At 31.0% G+C, this 20,272-nt stretch carries 13 protein-coding genes (1 of these 13 only partly in view); 12 read left to right on the plus strand and 1 reads right to left on the minus strand.

Annotation, left to right across the window (positions count from 1 at the left end; genetic code table 11):
* Nucleotides 1–103: 103 nt before the first annotated feature.
* The gene (locus D2A34_RS20195; protein ID WP_079441960.1) at nt 104–1,348 is read left to right on the plus strand and encodes a hypothetical protein; all 1,245 of its coding nucleotides are present in this window, start codon (nt 104–106) and stop codon (nt 1,346–1,348) included.
* A gap of 259 nt (nt 1,349–1,607) precedes the next feature.
* Here the strand turns inward: D2A34_RS20195 and D2A34_RS20200 are convergent, their stop codons facing one another.
* Nucleotides 1,608–3,032: a DUF4317 domain-containing protein gene (locus D2A34_RS20200; RefSeq protein ID WP_079441959.1), complete on the minus strand. Its 1,425-nt coding sequence runs from the start codon at nt 3,030–3,032 to the stop codon at nt 1,608–1,610.
* 544 nt (nt 3,033–3,576) lie between these two features.
* On the opposite strand from D2A34_RS20200, the gene D2A34_RS20205 reads away from it, so the two are divergent.
* The 11 genes from D2A34_RS20205 to D2A34_RS20255 all read left to right on the plus strand — a co-directional run.
* Nucleotides 3,577–4,080, plus strand: coding sequence for a QueT transporter family protein (locus D2A34_RS20205; protein WP_119367804.1), 504 nt, complete (start codon nt 3,577–3,579; stop codon nt 4,078–4,080).
* Between the two features lie 464 nt (nt 4,081–4,544).
* On the plus strand, nt 4,545–6,362 hold the full coding sequence (locus tag D2A34_RS20210) for a beta-glucoside-specific PTS transporter subunit IIABC (protein ID WP_079441957.1): 1,818 nt from the start codon (nt 4,545–4,547) through the stop codon (nt 6,360–6,362).
* A 19-nt stretch (nt 6,363–6,381) separates the two neighbouring features.
* Entirely contained in the window at nt 6,382–7,836 is a 1,455-nt protein-coding gene (locus D2A34_RS20215) for a glycoside hydrolase family 1 protein (protein ID WP_079441956.1), read from the plus strand.
* A 19-nt stretch (nt 7,837–7,855) separates the two neighbouring features.
* Complete coding sequence (locus D2A34_RS20220; protein WP_119367805.1) at nt 7,856–8,704, plus strand: PRD domain-containing protein; 849 nt, start codon at nt 7,856–7,858, stop codon at nt 8,702–8,704.
* Between the two features lie 357 nt (nt 8,705–9,061).
* On the plus strand, nt 9,062–11,002 hold the full coding sequence (locus tag D2A34_RS20225; RefSeq protein ID WP_079441954.1) for a sigma-54-dependent Fis family transcriptional regulator: 1,941 nt from the start codon (nt 9,062–9,064) through the stop codon (nt 11,000–11,002).
* A gap of 238 nt (nt 11,003–11,240) precedes the next feature.
* Nucleotides 11,241–12,326, plus strand: coding sequence for a 2,3-butanediol dehydrogenase (locus D2A34_RS20230; RefSeq protein WP_119367806.1), 1,086 nt, complete (start codon nt 11,241–11,243; stop codon nt 12,324–12,326).
* A gap of 98 nt (nt 12,327–12,424) precedes the next feature.
* Nucleotides 12,425–13,315, plus strand: coding sequence for a sulfide/dihydroorotate dehydrogenase-like FAD/NAD-binding protein (locus D2A34_RS20235; protein ID WP_119367807.1), 891 nt, complete (start codon nt 12,425–12,427; stop codon nt 13,313–13,315).
* Nucleotides 13,315–14,706 carry an NADPH-dependent glutamate synthase gene (gene gltA / locus D2A34_RS20240; RefSeq protein ID WP_079442220.1) on the plus strand — a complete coding sequence of 464 codons (1,392 nt, stop codon included), beginning with the start codon at nt 13,315–13,317 and terminating at the stop codon, nt 14,704–14,706. The genes D2A34_RS20235 and gltA overlap by 1 nt, the downstream gene beginning before the upstream one ends.
* Before the next feature lie 431 nt (nt 14,707–15,137).
* Nucleotides 15,138–15,338, plus strand: a complete 201-nt coding sequence (locus tag D2A34_RS20245; protein ID WP_242966185.1) for a hypothetical protein — start codon at nt 15,138–15,140, stop codon at nt 15,336–15,338.
* A 344-nt stretch (nt 15,339–15,682) separates the two neighbouring features.
* Nucleotides 15,683–16,984, plus strand: coding sequence for an FAD-binding oxidoreductase (locus D2A34_RS20250; protein ID WP_242966186.1), 1,302 nt, complete (start codon nt 15,683–15,685; stop codon nt 16,982–16,984).
* A gap of 378 nt (nt 16,985–17,362) precedes the next feature.
* Nucleotides 17,363–20,272, plus strand: the 5' portion of a protein-coding gene (locus D2A34_RS20255; protein WP_119367808.1) for an acyl-CoA dehydratase activase. 957 nt of this gene lie beyond the right edge of the window; 2,910 of the gene's 3,867 nt are visible here — the first part of the coding sequence; the start codon lies at nt 17,363–17,365; its stop codon lies off the right edge, out of view.

Genomic DNA, 20,272 nt, shown 5'->3' on the forward strand with positions numbered 1-20,272 from the left:
GTGCATAAATATATTCTAAGTACGGATGATAATAATCAGCTTTCACATATGTTTTATATAAATTAATGAATTATAAAAAAATCAAAATAAAGGGAGAATTAAAATGATAAAAAAATTTAAAAAAGATTCTTATAAAATTTCGATAGTGGGTATTGTAGGTTGCGTGCTAGCTGGTGCCATAATACTTACAAATAGCGTAAACGTTAAAGCATTAGACATTAATAATACTACATCAACTACTAATATAATGAATATACCTAAATTTCTTGTTGATACACCTACAAAGACTTATGATAATATAGGAAGAGTAGAAAAAGTAGCGGGCTTCGAATTTAAATTGCCTGATTTTCCTAGATCAGACAAAGCAGAGAGCCTTCAACTTATAAAACTTTCTGATAAGGACAATGTCTTACTTATATATTTGGATGGTGACATTAATTTTACATTTCAAGTTTCTGAAAAAGAACCATTAGAATATTTGAAGAAAATAGGAAATATAAAAAATGGATTAAGTAATCTTAAAGTTGAAAGTGAAGAACAAGCTATGAAATTAGGAGAGATAGATGGATTTAGTGTTACTGTAACATCTATTTCTCCAGCTGAGACATTGAAAAGTGGTGATGTAAGGCCAGAGTTTAAAGAGGTTAATAAATATTTTGCATGGAAAAATGAAGGCTTATGGTACAGTATAGGATATAATTCAACGGTTACAAGTTCAGCTCAAAACAATACTCAAAGCCACAATATTTCACAAGATGATCTAGAAAAAATAGCAAAATCTATAGTATATCCCGAAGAAATAAAGAATGTGAATTATTCTGTAGAAAAAGAGGCTTCAACAGAAATTGCAACAATGATGATTTATGAGAAAGAAGATTTAGAAAAAGCAAAGAGCTTTTTAGGTTTTAATCCTAAATTTCCACTAAAAATCAATGAAGATATAAGTATAAAAGAATCATCAATAGGAATCTCAGGGGATTCTGATATAAAAAATAATAATATTAATTATGAACTTACTAGCTTTTATTCGAATAAAAGTGGTTCAATAACTTTTACGGAGAAAAAAAACTTAAAATATTATGAGGACATACTGAAGAATGGATACATTAATATATGGGATAATGAAAATGAAAAAAATAAGCAGGTTAAAGGTGAAAAAATAAATATAAATAATAACGAAGTTTGGAAATATTTATATACTGAAATACTTGAGGATGGTACGTCTATTAATAACGGAGAATATATTTGGAAAGAAAATAATATTTATTACTCAGTATGTTTTTTTGAAGACACTGATAATTCGGATGAAATAATTAAAGAATTTGTTAATTCTAAAACTGTAGATTAACGTGGTGTTTTAATTATAGATTTTTATGAATCTAATACAAAAAGAGCAATGATTGTACGTTTCATATGAGGAATAAATTTAAATAAAGTTTAACTTTTATTATAGTAAAAGTTAAACTTATTGCTTTACTTACAATATAGAAAACACGGTAATCTGAATTTTTTTAGATAGAGAGGCCAATATCCATAATAATTATAGATAGTAGCCTTTTTTAATGGAATTCTTAGTATAATAATGAGAAAATATGCTTCATTATAAACTAAAGTACGGCATTAACACCATTAACATTAGCTTGTTCATCATCGTCCATAGGAATTATAATACATTTTTTACCATCAATTATTTGTGATTTTATTTGAGCTACTTTTTGAGGTTTAACGTGAAGTACAATGTCATAGTTTGTAGTTGCATGTGTCTCGGATTTTATTTCAGAGTTAGGCGTTGGTTCCAAGACGGTGTCAGAAGCTGTTTCTAACTCCACATCTGTTTCTGAGATAATATCAAAATCTGTCTTTAACGCAGTAGAAGTTTCTGTTTCTAATATGGTATTCAAAGCAGATTCACTTTCTATTTCTAAAGCTGAATTTTTATCTGATTCTAATTCAGTATCTTGTGTTGTTTTTTCAAGTCTTCTTTCTAGTATACGTACTTGTTTTTCAAGTCTTTCTTCCTTTTTTCTTTGCTCATTTGCTGCAAGTACTTTTTTATCAATTAAATTTTCTACTACAGGAGGAGTATCACCAAATTCTCTTGTATAAGATTTTTCGATTTTTGCAGTAATTTCTTCAGGAATTCCGCTTTCAATTAGAATATCTTGAATATTATCATTAGTTAAGGCTATAGGCTCAGCATTCTTACCATTAACGGCTTTGTGATCATCTACCATATTATTAAGAGTTTCTTGAATCTCCATGAAGATGTGATCAGATTTTTCATCATCACTGCCAATGGCCTTACGAATAATATTCTGGAATGCTTCTTTCTGTTCAGTGGCTGTTTGCTTTGAACTACAGCCTAGTGCTTCTTCCATAAATTCTGGATGTGGATCTTTTGCATCCTTTGTATAGTACATAACGGAGTGAATATCAGTACTACGGTCTGTAAAAGCTGGAAATACAAAGCCAAGATCAGGGGGACCAACTACCCAATCTCTAATACGTGCTCCTATTCGATTTTCATCTGAAATATATCCAAGACCTGGTTTCGAAAGTGATACTGGACATATTGCACATAATAGGTATTCATATACTTCTTCAGATTCATCTAATTTTGCATTATCCGTAGTTTTTGTCATAACATCGTAAGCATCGTGAAAAACAAGTATTAGAAAATTACCTGTATAGTCATAACTATCAATAATTAGTTTATAGAAGTCATCAAGCAGCGCATCATTTTTTAGTCTACTTTTTTTTAGTTCCATCAGAGACAGTTGTCTACCGCCTATATTTTCTTCATCAAGGGGAAAATTAAGTTCTAGAAGGTTATTGCCCACTGTTCCAGATAATGTTTTACTTGCAATCTCTAAATATTTAAAGAATTCTTCCTCTCTTAGATTTAAAAAAGTTTCTTTAATATTTAATACTATATTTTTTTGGCCATCTACATAGCAGCCACACATTCTGGTAAATGTACACTCGTCCTTTTTTAAACGTCTTTTTAATTCCAATATCTCTTTTTTATTCATAAATCGCCCTCTCATTTCATGAGTTTTAGTAGGCACATGATGGGAAATAGCAAGTCCATATTTGCCATAAATAATTTACATCGGGTAAGGAGGCAGATTGAATTTCTATTTTTTTGAATGTGCCTTAAGTACATAGTAAAGAATATGTTACCTAAATATAGTATAGTATTCAATGAACAGCTCTGCAAGTGACCAAATAAATGTATAACTTGTAATAGTCTTTTTAATTTGATATAATCATATGGGTAAAAATTAACATATAGTCAGTTCGAAAGCCTCCTGACTGAGGCACAATCTGAAAAATAATAGACTAATATGCTTGCATATTTGATAAACTATTTTCTTTCATGTGCCCAAAACAAAACTACGGTAAAATAATTGAGAAGAATAAAGATTTTAATTAATTTTTTATTAAAATCTTTTGTTTTTGTTGAGTTTATTTATCGTAGAATGTTTTCTACGATTTTTTTGTTTGGAGGTTTTTTTAAGATTATATAAGTAGTATTGACGTGGAGAATAGAATTAATTAAATGGAGGAGTTCATGTGAATAATAATAAGACAGTACAAAGAGTAGTTAAGACATCTATTATAGCAGCACTTTATGCAGCTATAACAATTGCACTAGCTCCAATAAGTTATGGACCTATACAATTTAGAGTATCAGAAATAATGGTGCTATTGGCATTTTTTGATCCATTTTATATTGTGGGACTTACTATCGGATGCTTTATTGCAAATATTCTTGGGCCAAATGGATTAATGGATATTATATTTGGTACATTTGCAACATTTATTAGCGTTTATGCTATTTCAATCACAGAAAAGTTTGTGAAGAATAAGAGAGCGTCATTAATTATAGCATCACTTTGGCCTACCATTTGTAATGGTATAATAATTGGATGGATGCTTTATTATATTTACCAACTTCCACTTTTATTATCAATTGGTGAAGTTGCAATTGGTGAATTTATTGTAGTTACAATAGTTGGAGTACCAGTTATAAAATTAATACAAAATAAATATGAAAAGTTACTTCTAAATTTATAGTAAATAAGAAGAATAAAAGACCGGTATTTTTAAGCTGGGTGACTTTATCATACTGTAGTGTGTTTACTTAGGTTTTACAAAAGTACAATCAATATTGATATTGCTACTCATAAGTCTTTTTGATTGTACTTTGTTAAATTGTTCTTGAGTAATGATAGGAATGTGGTAGTTATTAATAAAATATTGATTAAGCTTAAAAGTGCTGTAATTATGACTAATAACGCATGCCTAAAAAATAATTAATAAAAATGTTGACGTTTACTGTAGCTCGTGTTATACTTCATACATAACATAAAAGTATATAAATATCAGGCATGTGACTGGTAATGCAGGCAGGACTTGAATAAGCTAATATTATATTAGTTTATTTGAGTCCTTTTTTATCTTGGCCAAATAAAAAGTCTGCGAATGCGAATATTACTATAGTTATTATTATTATTATTTAATGAGAGGGGACAAATAATATGAATTATAAAGAAGTAGCATCTAAGATATTAAAGGCTGTAGGTGGAGATGAAAATGTTCAACATCTTGAACACTGTTCAACAAGATTGAGATTCAACCTTATTGATAATAGCAAAGTAAAAGTGAAGGATCTTGAAAGTATTCCAGAGGTATTAGGTGTTAAACAAAATGTACAATGTCAAGTAATAATTGGAAACTCTGTTATTGAAGTATATGATGAAGTTAAAAAACTTATTTCTGATAAAGGAGTAAATAATGGAGATAACAAAGAGAAAAGAAAAATAGGTACAATAGCTTTAGACTTTGTAATAAGTGTATTTCAACCATTGATCCCAGCAATAGCTGGAGGTGGTATTTTAAAGTCACTTTTAATGCTTTTAAACATGCTAGGAATTTTATCAAATACTACATCCACTTATAAGATATTAAATTTTGTAGGTGATGCACCATTATATTTCTTACCGCTTTTAGTAGCTATTACAACTGCTAATAAAATGAAAGTTAATCCATTAGTTGCAGTATCTGCTGTTGCAGCGCTGTTAACACCTAATTTAGCTAAGCTACTTGGAGAAGGAACTTTATTTTTCAATATACCAGTACAAAATGTAAACTATGCATATCAAGTTTTTCCGGCAATATTATGCGTATTATTGTATTCACAGTTAGAAAAATTCTTTAATAAAATTAGTCCAAAGGTTATTCGTAGTTTTTTTGTTCCGATGATGTCATTACTTATAACTGTACCAGTAACTTTACTTGTTCTTGGTCCTATAGGTTATAATTTTGGGCAAGGGTTTGCAGGAGTAATACTATTTGTTTTTGGTAAATTTGGTTGGATAGCAGTAGCAGTTTTAGCAGCATTCTTGCCATTTATGGTTGTTACAGGTATGCATAAGGCAATGATTCCTTATGTCATTACTTCTTTAGGTCAATCAGGGAGAGAATTAATATATAATGCAGCATCACTCGCACATAATATTTCAGAAGCTGGCGGATGTTTTGCTGTAAGTATTCGTACAAAAGATAAAGCGTTAAGATCTACTGCGGTCTCAGCAGGTATATCAGCTCTATTTGGAATTACTGAACCAGCATTATATGGAGTTACAATCTTACATAAACGTGTACTTTATGGTGTAATGATTGGGGCTTTTACAGGAGGTGCTTTCTTAGGAGTTCAAGCTGTTGAAGCATATGTAGCAGTAGGGCCTGGAATCGCAAGTTTATCCATGTTTATTTCTGAAACATTACCAAATAATTTAATGAATGCAATAATAGGATTAGGAGTTTCATTTGTAGCTTCATTTATTGCAGTAGCAGTTTTGTGGAAAGAAGAAGTAACTAGTAATGAAGATGAAAAGGTTAAAAATAAAAAAGAAAATTTCAAAGCACCAATAGAGGGGAAATTAATTCCTTTGAGTGAAGTAAAGGACGAAGTTTTTTCTAATAAATTAATGGGAGAAGGTATTGCTATAATTCCTTCTAAGGGGAAATTATATGCTCCAATAGATGGTACAATTGAAATGATTTTTGAAACAAAGCATTCTTTAGCAATGAAGTCTGAAGATGGTACTGAAATCTTATTTCATGTAGGCTTAGATACAGTAAATTTGAAAGGGAAATATTTTAATCCGGAAGTATCAGTTGGAAAAAGTGTGAAGCAAGGAGATCTGTTATTAAGCTTTGACTTAGATAAGATTGTTGAAGAAGGTTTTGATCCAGTAACTGCAGTAATTATTACAAATAGACCAGATGCTAAGATAGAAACTGTAGAAAGTAAAGAAGTTAACAAGAGAGATAATGTATTTGCAATAAATTAGATTGGAGTTGATGTATAAAATGTCATTTAGAGAAGATTTTTTATGGGGCGGAGCAATCTCAGCTAATCAAGTTGAAGGAGCTTTTGATGTTGACGGGAAAGGGATGTCCGTAGCTGATGTAGCAAGTTATAAGCCAAATTTGAGTGTAGAGGATTATGCTGGTCATAATAAGGTTACTACCAAAATGATTGAAGAAGCTATGGGAGATCAAACTACGAAATTCTATCCAAAGAGGAGAGGTATTGATTTTTATCATCATTATAAAGAAGATATTGCTTTGTTTGCTGAAATGGGATTTAAAGCACTAAGAATTTCTATCGCTTGGACAAGAATTTTTCCAACTGGAGAAGAAAGTAAACCTAATCAAGAAGGAATTAAATATTATGAAAATATATTTAAAGAGCTGAAAAAATATAATATTGAACCAATTGTTACACTATCACACTATGAAATGCCTTTGCATTTAAGTTTGAAATACAATGGATGGGTAGAGCGAAAATTAATTGATTATTTCGTTAAGTTTGCGAAAGTTTGTTTTGAGTCATTTGGAGATTATGTCAAGTACTGGTTGACATTTAATGAAATAGATAGTGTTGGCAGACATCCATTTACAACAGCAGGAATTATTCCAGATAAATGTCCAGAAGGAAAGCTTGATGAAGCTGTTTACCAAGCCTTACATCACCAATATGTTGCAGCAGCTTTAGCAACAAAAGAATGCAGAAAAATCATTAAGGATAGTAAAATGGGATGCATGCTAACAAAGCTAACAACATATCCTAATACTTGTAATCCAGAGGATGTATTGCTTTCATTAAATAGTAACTTAGGAAATCATGTTCATGCTGATATTCAGATATTTGGAGAGTATCCTAGATTATATAATGTCTTCTTGAAAAATAATGGAATCAATATTAAAATGGAAGAAAATGATGAAGAAATATTAAAGGAGAATACAGCTGACCATCTATCTTTTAGTTACTATATGTCAAGAACAGAATCGGCGGACACAACTAAAGAAAAAGCATCTGGAAATACTATAATGGGAGTAAAGAATCCATATCTTCCTTCTACAGAATGGGGCTGGCAGATAGATCCAGTAGGACTTAGAATATCGTTACTCGAATTATATGATAGATATAGAGTTCCGCTAATGATAGTAGAAAATGGAATGGGAGCAAAGGATGTTATAGAAGAAGATGGGACTATTCATGATTCGTATAGAATTGAGTATTTCAGAGAACATATAAGTGAAATGAAGAAAGCTGTGGAAATGGGAGTAGATTTACTAGGATATACCAGCTGGGCACCTATTGATTGTATAAGTGTTTCTACATCTCAGATGAGCAAGAGATATGGATTTATATATGTTGATCAAGATGATGAAGGAAATGGAACATTGAAAAGATTAAAGAAGGATTCTTTTTTTTGGTATAAAAATGTTATAAAAACAAATGGAGAAATTTTAGAATAAAGATAATAGGGGGATGATTATGAAAATAAAAAAAGTGCTTAATTCTAGTGTCATTTTAGCTATTGATGAGAATAACAAAGAATTCGTTTGCTTTGGAAAAGGTATAGGCTATAATAAAAAAAATGGAGACATTGTTGAAAAAAAGGTTGTAGATCAAATTTTTATGCCTGTAGAAAGCATCCAGATAAATGAGTATTTAAAATTATTAGATTCAATTCCCCCAATATATCTTGACATAACTCAAAAAATTGTTTCAGAAGCTGAAAAGGAGTTAGGTTCCAAGCTTAATATGAGTATATATTTTACATTAAGTGATCATTTGAATTTTGCAGTAGAAAGAGCAAAGAAGAATATTAATATAACAAATCGTGTTTATTGGGAAATAAAAAATTATTATTCAGAGGAATTTAAAATTGGAAAATATGCTTTAAAGCTTTTAAATGAATTAATAGACATTGCGCTTCCGGAAGAAGAAGCTGCTAATATTGCATTTCATTTAATAAATGCTCAATCACAAAGTAATGACTCAAGAGATAGTATGAAATATGCTAAAATGATAGGTGGAATTGTTAACTTGGTAAGGTATTCAATTGGTAGCGGTCTAAAGACGGAAGGAATTCACTATCAGCGTTTTATTACACATGTTAAATTTTTTACAGAGAGGTTCTTTAATAATGAAATGTTGAAAGACGAGAATGATGCCATGTTTGAGCAAATAGCAACATTATATCCAGAAGCAATGGAAATTTCTTTTAAAATAAAGGATTATATAAAAAAGGTTTATGATGGAGTTATTCCTAAAGACGAATTAACTTATTTAGCTGTTCATATAAATAGACTACAAGCTTATAATGAAATAAATAAGTAACTATATGATGTTCTTTGGTGGATTTCAAAGGTCATGCTTGGCCTCCACCAAATAAGAACTAGAATATTAATATAATGGAAAGCCACTGATTTAAATGGATTTAGTGTTTCAGGGGACAACCCTTGATAGAAATTTTAAGTTTTAGAAAGTAAATTTTTGTATTGGATATGCACACCCTTAAGGTTTTGGAATTAGGGGTGTGCACTTTTTAGTGGAAATAAGTCTATTAAGTGAAATTTTTATGATTTAGAGAAAAGAGAGGATTAATTCTATAGATCAAATAAGTAGTAGACACCTTAAGTTGAACTAAGTAAAATAATATTACTATCATAATTTATAAGTAATGGAGATGTGTAGATGAAAGATTATATCGAATTTATCACTACGGCATGGAGGGAATTTGTTTCTACTGGACAAGTACATCCAAAAGTTAGACGAGAAATTGCAGATTCATGGATAAGATGCAGGAAGTATGGAGTTGATCCTTATAATGGAAAGGGAAATGTTAAACATCCTAATATAGATGAGCTTATTAATAAAAATAATGAACTTATTTCAGTTGCTAGACCAGTCATAGAAAGCATTTATAGTATGGTCAGTGGATCAGGATTTGCTTTATTTTTAGTAGATAAAGATGGGTATATTATTGATGTTATAGGTGATAAGGATATAATGGAAAGGGCTGAGGAATTAGATTTTCTGAAAGGTGAATTGTGGTCAGAAAAGGTTGTTGGAACTAATGCTATAGGAACGGCTTTATATCTTAATAAGCCAGTCCAAACTATTGGAGCAGAGCATTATGGATCAAATCAACATTCTTGGACATGTTCTGCAGCACCGATTTATGATGAAGATGATAATTTAATAGGATGTATAAATATGTCAGGAAATTATTATAATGCTCATTCTCATACACTTGGAATAGTAACTGCTGCTGCTCAATCAATACAAAAACAAATGGAGCTAGCTATTTCATATAAATTGCTTAATGTAACCTTTGATTCTATATCAGAAGGTATGATAGTCATGAATGAACATATGAAGATAAAAAGAATAAATGGACGAGCGTTAAAAATTTTAAATATATCTTTAGAAGATGCAATGAACATGGATATAAATCTAGTTTTAAATGGCATTGATTTTCATAAGCTTTTTAAAGAGAGAAACAAATTTTTACATAATTTAGAGTGGGATTTTTCTATAAATAATGAAATAATCAAATGTGTTATAAATATACTTCCATTAAATAAAAATGGGAAAAATAGCGGTATGGTAATAACTTTTACTGAGGTTGAAGTGGTACACAAGCTAGTAAATAAATTTGCTGGATACAAAGCCCAATATGAATTTAAAGATATAATAACAAATAATTTAGAAATGAAAAATATGATAAGTTTTGCTAAAAAGGCTGCTAAAAGTGACTGTAATATTTTAATCCAAGGAGAAAGCGGTACAGGTAAAGAATTAATTTCACAATCAATACATAATTATAGCAATCGGGCAAGAGGGCCTTTTGTTGCAGTAAACTGTGCATCAATCCCAAGTGAACTGGTTGAAAGTGAATTGTTTGGATATGAAAAAGGTGCTTTTACAGGAGCTTCAAAGGAAGGGCATCCAGGTAAATTTGAATTAGCAGATGGAGGAACAATATTTTTGGATGAGATTGGAGAGTTACCTTTAGATATTCAAAGCAAGCTCCTTAGAGTGTTGGATAATGGAAAGATTGTAAGAGTTGGTGGGACGTATGAGAAGCAATTAGATGTTAGGGTTATTGGCGCTACTAATAGAATATTAAAAAATGAAATAAGCAAGAGAAATTTTAGAGAAGATTTATATTACAGATTAAGTGTAATGGAGATAAAAACAATTCCACTAAAGAAAAGGAAAGAGGATATAGATTTACTTGTAAATGAGTTTATTCAAAAGTTAAATATAAAAAATAGAAATAAAATTATAAGTGTTAAACAATCATATATAGATGAATTAAAAAAATATAATTGGAATGGCAATATAAGAGAACTTAAAAATGTTGTTGAAAGAGATTATTATTTAAGTGAAGATGAAATTACAAATGTAGATTGTTTATATTATAACAGTATAGATAAAAATATAAACAAAGTAGAATCTTCGATAGAGGAAATAAAAATAGTGCCCCTTGATAAATTAGAAGAGAAAGCCATAGGAGACGCAATAAATAAGTGTAATGGAAATCTTCAGTTAGCAGCTAAATTATTAAACATAGGAAGAGCAACTTTATATAGGAAGATAAAAACATATGATATTAGTGTGTCAAAATGAGAAAATAACTATATGTGTATCAAAATGAGAAAATAAAAATGTATCATTTTGATACATTTTTCGTTTTTATCCTAGTTTATAAAAAATTCTAATTATATTTTAAAGCGGCATAAAACTAGCAATATAAATATATTAAAGAAAAAAATATAAATTTACGGTTATATTTATACTTATTGGCACATATATTGCTTAATAAATGATATGTGAAGAAATTAACAATATTTTAGGAGGATTTTATATGAAAGCAGCGTTATGGTACCAAAAGAAAGATGTTAGGGTTGAAGAAATTGACGAGCCAAAGGTAGTAACAAATGATGGTGTAAAGATTAAAGTAAAATGGTGTGGAATATGTGGATCAGATTTACATGAATATTTAGGAGGACCTATATTTATACCAGTTGGACAACCTCATCCATTAAGTGGGACAACTGCGCCTGTAGTTTTAGGCCATGAATTTTCAGGAGAAGTAGTGGAGATTGGTAGTAGTGTAACTAATTTTAAGCCAGGAGATAGAGTAATAGTTGAGCCTATAGTTGCATGCGGAAAATGTCCAGCATGTTTAGAAGGAAAATATAATTTATGTTCATCTTTAGGATTTCACGGACTTTGTGGAAGTGGTGGAGGACTTGCTGAATATACAGTTTTCCCAGAAGAATTCGTACATAAGATACCAGAGGAAATGTCTTACGAACAAGCTGCTTTAGTTGAGCCAATGGCAGTAGCATTACATTCAATTAGAATTGGCAATTTTAGAACAGGTGATACTGCGTTAGTACTAGGATCTGGTCCAATAGGACTTGCAACTATTGAGTGCTTAAAAGCAGCTGGCGCAAAATTAATAGTAGTATTACAAAGAAAATCTATAAGACAAGAGTATGCTAAAAGAGCAGGAGCGGATGTAGTATTAGATCCTAATGAAGTAAATATTGCAGAGGAAGTTAGGAAGCTTACTAACGGATTAGGAGTTGATGTGGCATTTGAAACTACAGGAGCTCAAATAGGTTTTGATACAGGTATAGATAGCTTAAAGTTTGAAGGAACTTTAGTTGTAACTAGCATATGGGAAGATAATGTTAAGTTTAATCCAAATGTGTTAGTATTTACTGAGAAGAAAATAATTGGAACATTAGCATACAGACATGAATTCCCAGCAACTATGGCTCAAATGAAGGATGGTAGAATAAAAGCAGAAGGATATGTAACAAAGAAAATACATTTAGATGACATAGTAGAAGAAGGCTTTGGTGCATTAACAGGTCCAGAAAAGAAAAAACATGTTAAGATATTAGTAACACCAGATAAAGATCTTTTATTAAATAACTAACATTAGTAATACTTAGGGTATGTAATTTCAGCTAAGATTCAGATGGCATTCAGACCATCTGAATTAAGTTTTACTGGATAAAATTAGGAGGAAGATAGATGTACAAAATAGTTAGTAAAAGGGAGCTTACAAATAATATCTATTTAATGGATATAGAAGCTCCAAGAGTGGCAAAGTCTGCAAAACCAGGGCAATTTATTATTATAAAGAATGACGAAAAGGGTGAAAGAATTCCTTTAACTATAGCGGATTATGATGCAGAAAAGGGAACAGTAACTATAGTTTTTCAAACTGTAGGAAAAGGAACTAAGCAGTTAGCTACGTTTAATGAAGGGGATTATGTAGCTGACTTTGTTGGACCATTAGGAGTACCAAGTGAATTTATACATGAGGATATAGAAGAATTAAAGAAGAAGAATTTAGTCTTTGTGGCAGGTGGAGTTGGTGCAGCACCAGTATACCCACAAGTGAAATGGATGCATGAACAAGGAATAGCTGTAGATGTTATTTTAGGAAGCAGAAACAAAGATTTATTAATATATGAAGAAGAATTAAAGAAAGTTTCAGGAAACCTTTATGTGACAACTGATGATGGCTCATATGGGTCTAAAGGGACAGGATCAGATATGCTTAAAGAATTAGTTAATAATCAAGGTAAAAAGTATGATCATGCAATTATCATTGGACCAATGATAATGATGAAATTTACTTCTATGTTAACTAAGGAATTAAATATTCCAACAACAGTAAGCTTAAATCCAATAATGGTTGATGGTACAGGCATGTGTGGCGCATGTAGAGTGACAGTTGGAGGCGAAGTTAAGTTTGCTTGTGTTGATGGACCAGAATTTGATGGACATTTAGTAAATTATGATGAGTCAATGAGAAGACAAACTATGTATAAGACTGAAGAAGGAAAAGCACAATTAAAAGTTGAAGAAGGTAATACGCACAATCATGGTGGCTGCGGTTGCGGAGGTGATAAGTAATGGATATGAAAGAAAGAATGGTTAGAATACCTGTAAGAGAACAAGACCCTAAGGTTAGAGCAACAAACTTCGAAGAAGTTTGTCTTGGATATAATGAAGAAGAAGCAACAAAAGAAGCTTCAAGATGCTTAAATTGTAAAAATCCAAGATGTGTAGAAGGCTGTCCAGTTTCAATCAATATTCCAGGATTTATCGGATATGTTAAAGAAGGAAAATTTGAAGAGGCAGCAAAAGAAATTTCTAAATATAGTTCACTTCCAGCAGTATGTGGAAGAGTTTGTCCACAAGAAAAACAATGTGAGGGAAGATGTGTTGTAGGAATAAAAGGTGATTCTGTTTCGATTGGTAAGCTTGAAAGATTTACAGCAGATTGGGCAGCATCACATAATGTTGATTTAAGTGCAACAGAACCTAAAAATGGTATTAAAGTTGCAGTTATAGGAAGTGGTCCAGCAGGGTTAACTTGTGCTGGAGATTTGGCAAAAAAAGGTTATGATGTAACTATATTTGAAGCACTTCATAAAGCAGGAGGAGTATTAGAATATGGTATTCCTGAATTCAGACTTCCAAAAGAAAAAGTAGTTAAAAATGAAGTTGAAAATATTAAAAAGCTTGGTGTTAAAATTGAAACTAACGTTATAATTGGTAGAACTATAACAATAGATGAATTATTTGAAGAAGAAGGCTTTAAAGCTGTATTTATTGGTTCAGGAGCAGGTCTTCCTAAGTTCATGGGAATATCAGGAGAAAATGCTAATGGAGTATGCTCTGCTAATGAATTTTTAACAAGAGTAAACTTAATGAAAGCTGCTGTAGAAGGATATGATACACCAGTAAGAGCCGGAAAGAAAGTTGCAGTAGTTGGTGGAGGAAATGTTGCTATGGATGCAGCAAGAACTGCCTTAAGACTTGGCGCAGAAAGCCATATTGTATATAGAAGAGGAGAATCTGAACTTCCAGCAAGAGTAGAAGAAGTACATCATGCTAAGGAAGAAGGAGTAATCTTCGATGTATTAACTAATCCAACAGAAATTCTAGTTGATGAAAATGGATGGGTTAAAGGCATGAAATGCGTTAAAATGGAACTTGGAGAGCCAGATGCATCTGGTAGAAGAAGTCCAGTTGAAGTTCCTGGATCAGAATTTGTTATGGATGTAGATACTGTAATAATGTCTCTTGGAACATCGCCAAATCCATTAATTTCATCAACAACTGCAGGTTTAGAAATTAATAAGAGAAGATGTATAGTAGCTCAAGAAGAAACAGGTCTTACTACTAAAGAAGCTGTTTATGCTGGCGGAGATGCAGTTACAGGGGCCGCAACAGTAATACTTGCTATGGGTGCTGGTAAAAAAGCGGCAAAAGCTATTGATGAATATTTGTTAAAATAGCACTGTCTTTTACAATATATGACTTAGTATAATAATTCGCAATTACTGTGTGTTAATACATAAAACTACTATGAACGAAACTTTTATATTTAAACAAGGAATATATGATTAATTCTGGAGTTAATGAAATTGCAGGCTATGTAGAAGCTATAAGTATCCTTTTAGGTACTATTGTATGAATATTATCTTAATATATTAAAAAGCATAAAAAACTCATGAAATCTAAATTTAAGATTTTGTGAGTTTTTTTGTTCGTTGAGTATCATTTAAATCATGCAAAGTAGATTTTTTATGTAAAGTTAACAAATTTTACTGATAACAATATAATAGCATATATATATTAATTATAATCATTTTCGATTAATCTGGTGTTATAATTCCAAATTAAAATTTAATATAGTAAGAGCAACATAAAAATTAGGAGGGCGATTATGAAACTAAAGGGAATAACTACGATTATTCTTGCTTGTACTTTATTAATAACAGGATGTTCAACAGGAGAAGCGGAACAAAATAAAGATAAATCTAATGTGGAGCAAAGTGCGACCGTAACTTATCCACTTACTATTAAACATACTTATGGTGAAACAGTAATTGATAAACAGCCAGAAAAGGTTGTAACAATTTCCTAGGTATATGTGTAATAATATCATTTGTTGAATTACATATTAATGAAAACTGTATACTCTTTTTTGTGAAAAAGTACGAGGGAAAATATGAGCGGACTTGCCTTTTGGATTCACAGTCTCTAAGCAAAAACTCGTATTATTTTTATAGTGTTATGTTAGATTCCAAGTCAAAAGATGGTACTAATTCTATAAAAGTTCATATTATAAAATATAACAAGCTTTGTGTAAAAAATCACATTGTTTTTATATAAAGATAATTTACAAAAGAGGGTGACTATATGAAATGTAAAACAAAATTAACCGGAAAGGTAATTCGCCCAAATGATCCTGAATACAGGGAAGCTCGCATGAACTGGAATCCGTTCACCAACGCGTTTCCTAGTGTATTTGTTTTTGCAAAGAATAAGGAAGATGTGGAAAATGCAGTCAAGTGGGCTCGTGAGAATGATGTACCAATTAGGATGCGAAGCGGCAGACATGCTCTAGCAAAAGATTTTTCACAAACAAATGGTGGAATTGTTATAGATACTGGTCTAATGAAAAGAGTAAAGGTGGATAAAGCCAATTTAATTGCCACCGTTGAGGCAGGAATACGAGTTGGCTCTCTTGTGAGGATGCTAGCAAAGGAAGGTTTCCTTGCTCCTTTTGGAGATAGTTCCACTGTTGGTATAGGCGGAATAAGTACTGGTGGAGGAATTACAGCTATACAACGAACAGCAGGAGTAATTTCAGACAATATTCTAGCTGCCACTATAGTTAATGCAAATGGTGAGGTTATGCACGTTAGTGAAAACGAGAATCCAGACTTGCTATGGGCTATTCGTGGAGGTGGAGGAGGTAACTTCGGTATTATAACCTCATACACATTTAGAATACGTCGCGCTCCTGCTGAAGTTGGGATATTTCAAATAATTTGGCCATGGGAGCAATTAGATGAAGTTATTGATGCATGGCAAAGATGGTCTCCATTTGTAGATGTAAGGCTCGGTACAATATTGGAGATATATTCAAAAACAAATGGACTTCTCCGCTCGCAGGGATTATTCCTTGGTACTAAAGCAGAACTTAAGAGATTGATAAGACCTTTGATAGAGGTAGGATGTCCTTTAAAGGTAATTATTGACGGGGTCACACTAAGTGAGGCAATAGATTTCTGGGCTCCAAATGAACCTTTCTTCGATGAACAGAAGAGTACATGGTCATCTGCATGGGTTGAGCAAACTCTGCCTGAAGAAGGAATTAAAGCGATAAGAAGCTTCTTAGAAGAGGCAAAAGGAAGCGAATCTAATTTCTTTTTCCTTAACTCTGGAGGCGCTATGAATAGTGTAAATCCAAAGGATACAGCCTTTTTCTGGAGAAATACGAAATATTATTTGGAATGGGATGCCTCATGGATTGAAAAAGGTGAAGCACGAGAGAATATTATGCTTGTTGAGAAGACACGTGCAAGGTTGCAGCCGTATATAACTGGATCATATGTAAATGTACCAGATTTATGTATAAAAGATTACGGCCATGAATATTATGGCGATAATTTTGCTAGGCTTAGGAGAATTAAAGCTAAATATGATCCGGAAAATATTTTTAACTTCATACAGAGTATTCCTCCAGCTCGTAATTGCGATTGTGATTATAGAAATGGAAGGTAGGCATAATCCATTATTGCAGTTGATTATTGATTAATTTGTATAGTTTCTTTTTAGTCTTAACTAAAAATATGATATATAAAATCGCACATTCCTATAATCTTTATTAAAATGATGAAAAGATTGAGCAATACTTCAGATTGAAAGATATAGTGCAAATTTTGTTTTTAATAAAGGATGGATCATAAGATAATGAGATTGTATCCTATAGAATAGACGATAAAAAAGTCAACTCTATAGGGTATTTTAGGCTATATAACTCTAACATCAGACTCCCCATAAATTTCTTCTTAAGCGTATCATATGATACGGAGTCTATAATAAAAATGTAATATAATATTTATAAGAAGCAAATGAGAATAAATTTCAAAGGAGGGTGTTATGAATAAGTTAGGAATAGATATCGGTTATTCAACGCTTAAGTATGTTTACTTAGATAGTAACGATAATTTAATTGAAAGTAATTATATTTTCCATAAAGGAAATATAATTAAACATTATGGAGAGTTGATCGAAAAAGTTAAAATAATTAATAAAGAATCAAATATAATTATTGGAATAACAGGAAGCCTATCATCGAGAATTAATTTAGATAAAAAATATCAGATTAATAATAGTATTTCTCTTATTGAAGGAACTTTATTTAAGAATAAAAGTGCTAAATCTATTATTGAACTAGGTGCGCAAGAAACAAAATATATTACAGATATAGAAAATAGAAGTGTGAAATTTTTCATGAATACAAGCTGTGCAGCTGGTACTGGTTCTTTTTTAGAAGAGCAAGCTTCAAGATTGTCTATAGATATTAAAGATATATCAAATTACACAGAAAAGGCTACAGAAATCCCAAGAATAGCTGGAAGATGCAGCGTTTTTTCAAAGACTGATATGATACATCATATGCAGGATGGGGTGAAAGTAGAAAATATATTACAAGGATTGTGCCATGCGCTTGTTAGAAATTATAAAGCAAATGTTCTTCAGAAAAATAAGCTTAATAAACCAGTTATGCTTTCTGGAGGGGTAATACATAACAAAGGAGTAGTTAAGGCTCTAAAAGATGTATTAAAGCTAGAAGAAGAGGATATTATAATTGAAGAAAATTTTGAGTTACTTACATGTTTTGGTGCCTGTAAAGTAGCTGAAGAAAAAGGACTAACTATAGACATTAATCAACTTAATGCTACTGAAAAATCAATTGTAGAAAAGTCTAAAAATAGTTTATTTGAAAAGTTAGATAAATTTGGAGTAAATGATAGCTTAAATAAGCATACTTGTATAAATAATAATTTAAAAGAAGGTTACTTGGGCGTTGATATTGGATCAACAAGTATAAACTTTGTTGTTATTGATGAAGATAATAAGGTTATTGACTATATTTATACAAAAACTAATGGAAAACCAAAAGAAGTTGTAACAGAATATTTTTATAAGTTAAAGAAAAGATTAGGACAAGACTTTAAATTCAAAGGAATAGGTACAACTGGTTCTGGTAGAGAGTATATTGGAAAATTAATTAATGCAGATTTAATTGTTAATGAAATTACAGCTCAAGCGGAAGGAGCTATAAATGTATGTAGTGATGTTGATACTATATTTGAAATTGGTGGTCAGGACTCAAAATACATATGTATAGAAAATAAATTAGTAAAAGACTTTGAAATGAATAAAATATGCGCAGCAGGAACAGGAGCATTTATAGAAGAGCAGATTAAGAAGCTTGGAATAAGTATTTATGAATTTGGAAATGTGGCTTTAAAAGGGGATAGTCCTTGCAATTTAGGCGATAGATGTACTGTTTTTATTGAAGGTAATATAGGCAAAGCAATAGGAGAAGGCGAAAGTATTGAAAATATTTCAGCTGGTCTAGCTTATTCTATAGTAAAAAATTATTTAAACAGAGTTGTCGGAAATAGACCTATTGGAAATAAAATATTCCTTCAAGGCGGGATTGCTCATAATCAAGCAGTTGTAAATGCTTTTAGATCTTTACTTAAAAAAGAAATTATTATTCCAGAATTCTTTAGCGTTACAGGTGCTTTAGGAACAGCGGTTTTAACAAAGGAAAACATTAAGAATAACGAGAAAGATGAAAAACAAAATAGCAGTATAGATTATTCAAAAATGAGTGAAAAATTCTTCTTAGATGGATATATAACTGATAAAGATGCTGATAAAAAAACAATAGGAATACCAAGAGTACTATTTCTCAATAAAATGTTCCCGATGTTTAATGAGATATTTAAAAGGTTAGGATATAATGTTTTGCTTTCAGATGCAACTAATGAAGAGATAATTGGACTTAGCCAGGAATACTCTTTTGAAGAAACATGTTTCCCTGTTAAATTGATAAATGGACATGTAGCATGGCTTTTAGAGAAAAAGGTTGATTATATATTTCTTCCTCATTTGTATACTATGAAGCATTCTGGTTCAGGCGTAAGAGAAGATTATGCATGTGTATATATGCAGACTTCACCAAAGATAATTGAAAGCGTATTTAATTTAGAAGAAAAAAACATTAAATTAATATCACCAGTATTATCTTTTAATTTTGGAAAACAATATATGATTAAAACCTTATTAAGCTTAGGAAAAGAACTTGGGAAAAATAAAATAGAAACAGCTGCTGCAGTAATGTCCGGTATGAAAAAGTTTATGGATTATGAAAGGAATCTTGAAGCTTTAGGAACTGAAGTATTAAAAAATATAGGCAAAGATGAAAAAGTATTTGTAATGATAAGCAGAGTGTATAACATTATTGATCCTGCATTAAACCTGGGGATAGAAAATGAACTAAAAAAGCGTGGATATAAAGTGCTTCATTTAACTCATCTTGAAGCCTCGGAAATGGACTTGGGAGAAGAATATTCAAATATGTATTGGCCTTTTGGACAACATATAATAACAGGCGCAAAAATTATAAGAAAGCATAAAAATTTATATCCAATATATATTACTAATCATGGATGCGGACCAGATACAATACTTACTCATTATTTCAAGAAGGAAATGGGAAGCAAGCCTTATCTGCATATAGAAGTAGATGAACATTCTTCAAAAGTTGGAGTAATTACAAGAGTAGAAGCATTTATAAATTCCATTAAAAATTGTGAAAGCAATAAGTCATTAGAAAAAGGAAGCAAAGATGTTGATGTATCTAAAAAACTTGAAAACTTTAAAGATGAAACAGAAGATGAAGTGATAATTCCATATATGTATCCATATAGCAATATACTAAAAGCTTTTCTGGAAAGAAAAAATATAAAAGTTATAATTTTAGAACCTGTA

It is taken from the genome of Clostridium chromiireducens, assembly GCF_003575225.1.
GTDB lineage: Bacteria > Bacillota > Clostridia > Clostridiales > Clostridiaceae > Clostridium > Clostridium chromiireducens.

What these genes read in the sequence shown, in the direction of transcription:
- D2A34_RS20195 (WP_079441960.1), top strand. Translation starts at nt 104, where the DNA reads ATGATAAAAAAATTTAAAAAAGATTCTTATAAAATTTCGATAGTGGGT.
- D2A34_RS20200 (WP_079441959.1), bottom strand. Translation starts at nt 3,032, where the DNA reads ATGAATAAAAAAGAGATATTGGAATTAAAAAGACGTTTAAAAAAGGAC.
- D2A34_RS20210 (WP_079441957.1), top strand. Translation starts at nt 4,545, where the DNA reads ATGAATTATAAAGAAGTAGCATCTAAGATATTAAAGGCTGTAGGTGGA.
- D2A34_RS20215 (WP_079441956.1), top strand. Translation starts at nt 6,382, where the DNA reads ATGTCATTTAGAGAAGATTTTTTATGGGGCGGAGCAATCTCAGCTAAT.
- D2A34_RS20220 (WP_119367805.1), top strand. Translation starts at nt 7,856, where the DNA reads ATGAAAATAAAAAAAGTGCTTAATTCTAGTGTCATTTTAGCTATTGAT.
- D2A34_RS20225 (WP_079441954.1), top strand. Translation starts at nt 9,062, where the DNA reads ATGAAAGATTATATCGAATTTATCACTACGGCATGGAGGGAATTTGTT.
- D2A34_RS20230 (WP_119367806.1), top strand. Translation starts at nt 11,241, where the DNA reads ATGAAAGCAGCGTTATGGTACCAAAAGAAAGATGTTAGGGTTGAAGAA.
- D2A34_RS20235 (WP_119367807.1), top strand. Translation starts at nt 12,425, where the DNA reads ATGTACAAAATAGTTAGTAAAAGGGAGCTTACAAATAATATCTATTTA.
- gltA (WP_079442220.1), top strand. Translation starts at nt 13,315, where the DNA reads ATGGATATGAAAGAAAGAATGGTTAGAATACCTGTAAGAGAACAAGAC.
- D2A34_RS20245 (WP_242966185.1), top strand. Translation starts at nt 15,138, where the DNA reads ATGAAACTAAAGGGAATAACTACGATTATTCTTGCTTGTACTTTATTA.
- D2A34_RS20250 (WP_242966186.1), top strand. Translation starts at nt 15,683, where the DNA reads ATGAACTGGAATCCGTTCACCAACGCGTTTCCTAGTGTATTTGTTTTT.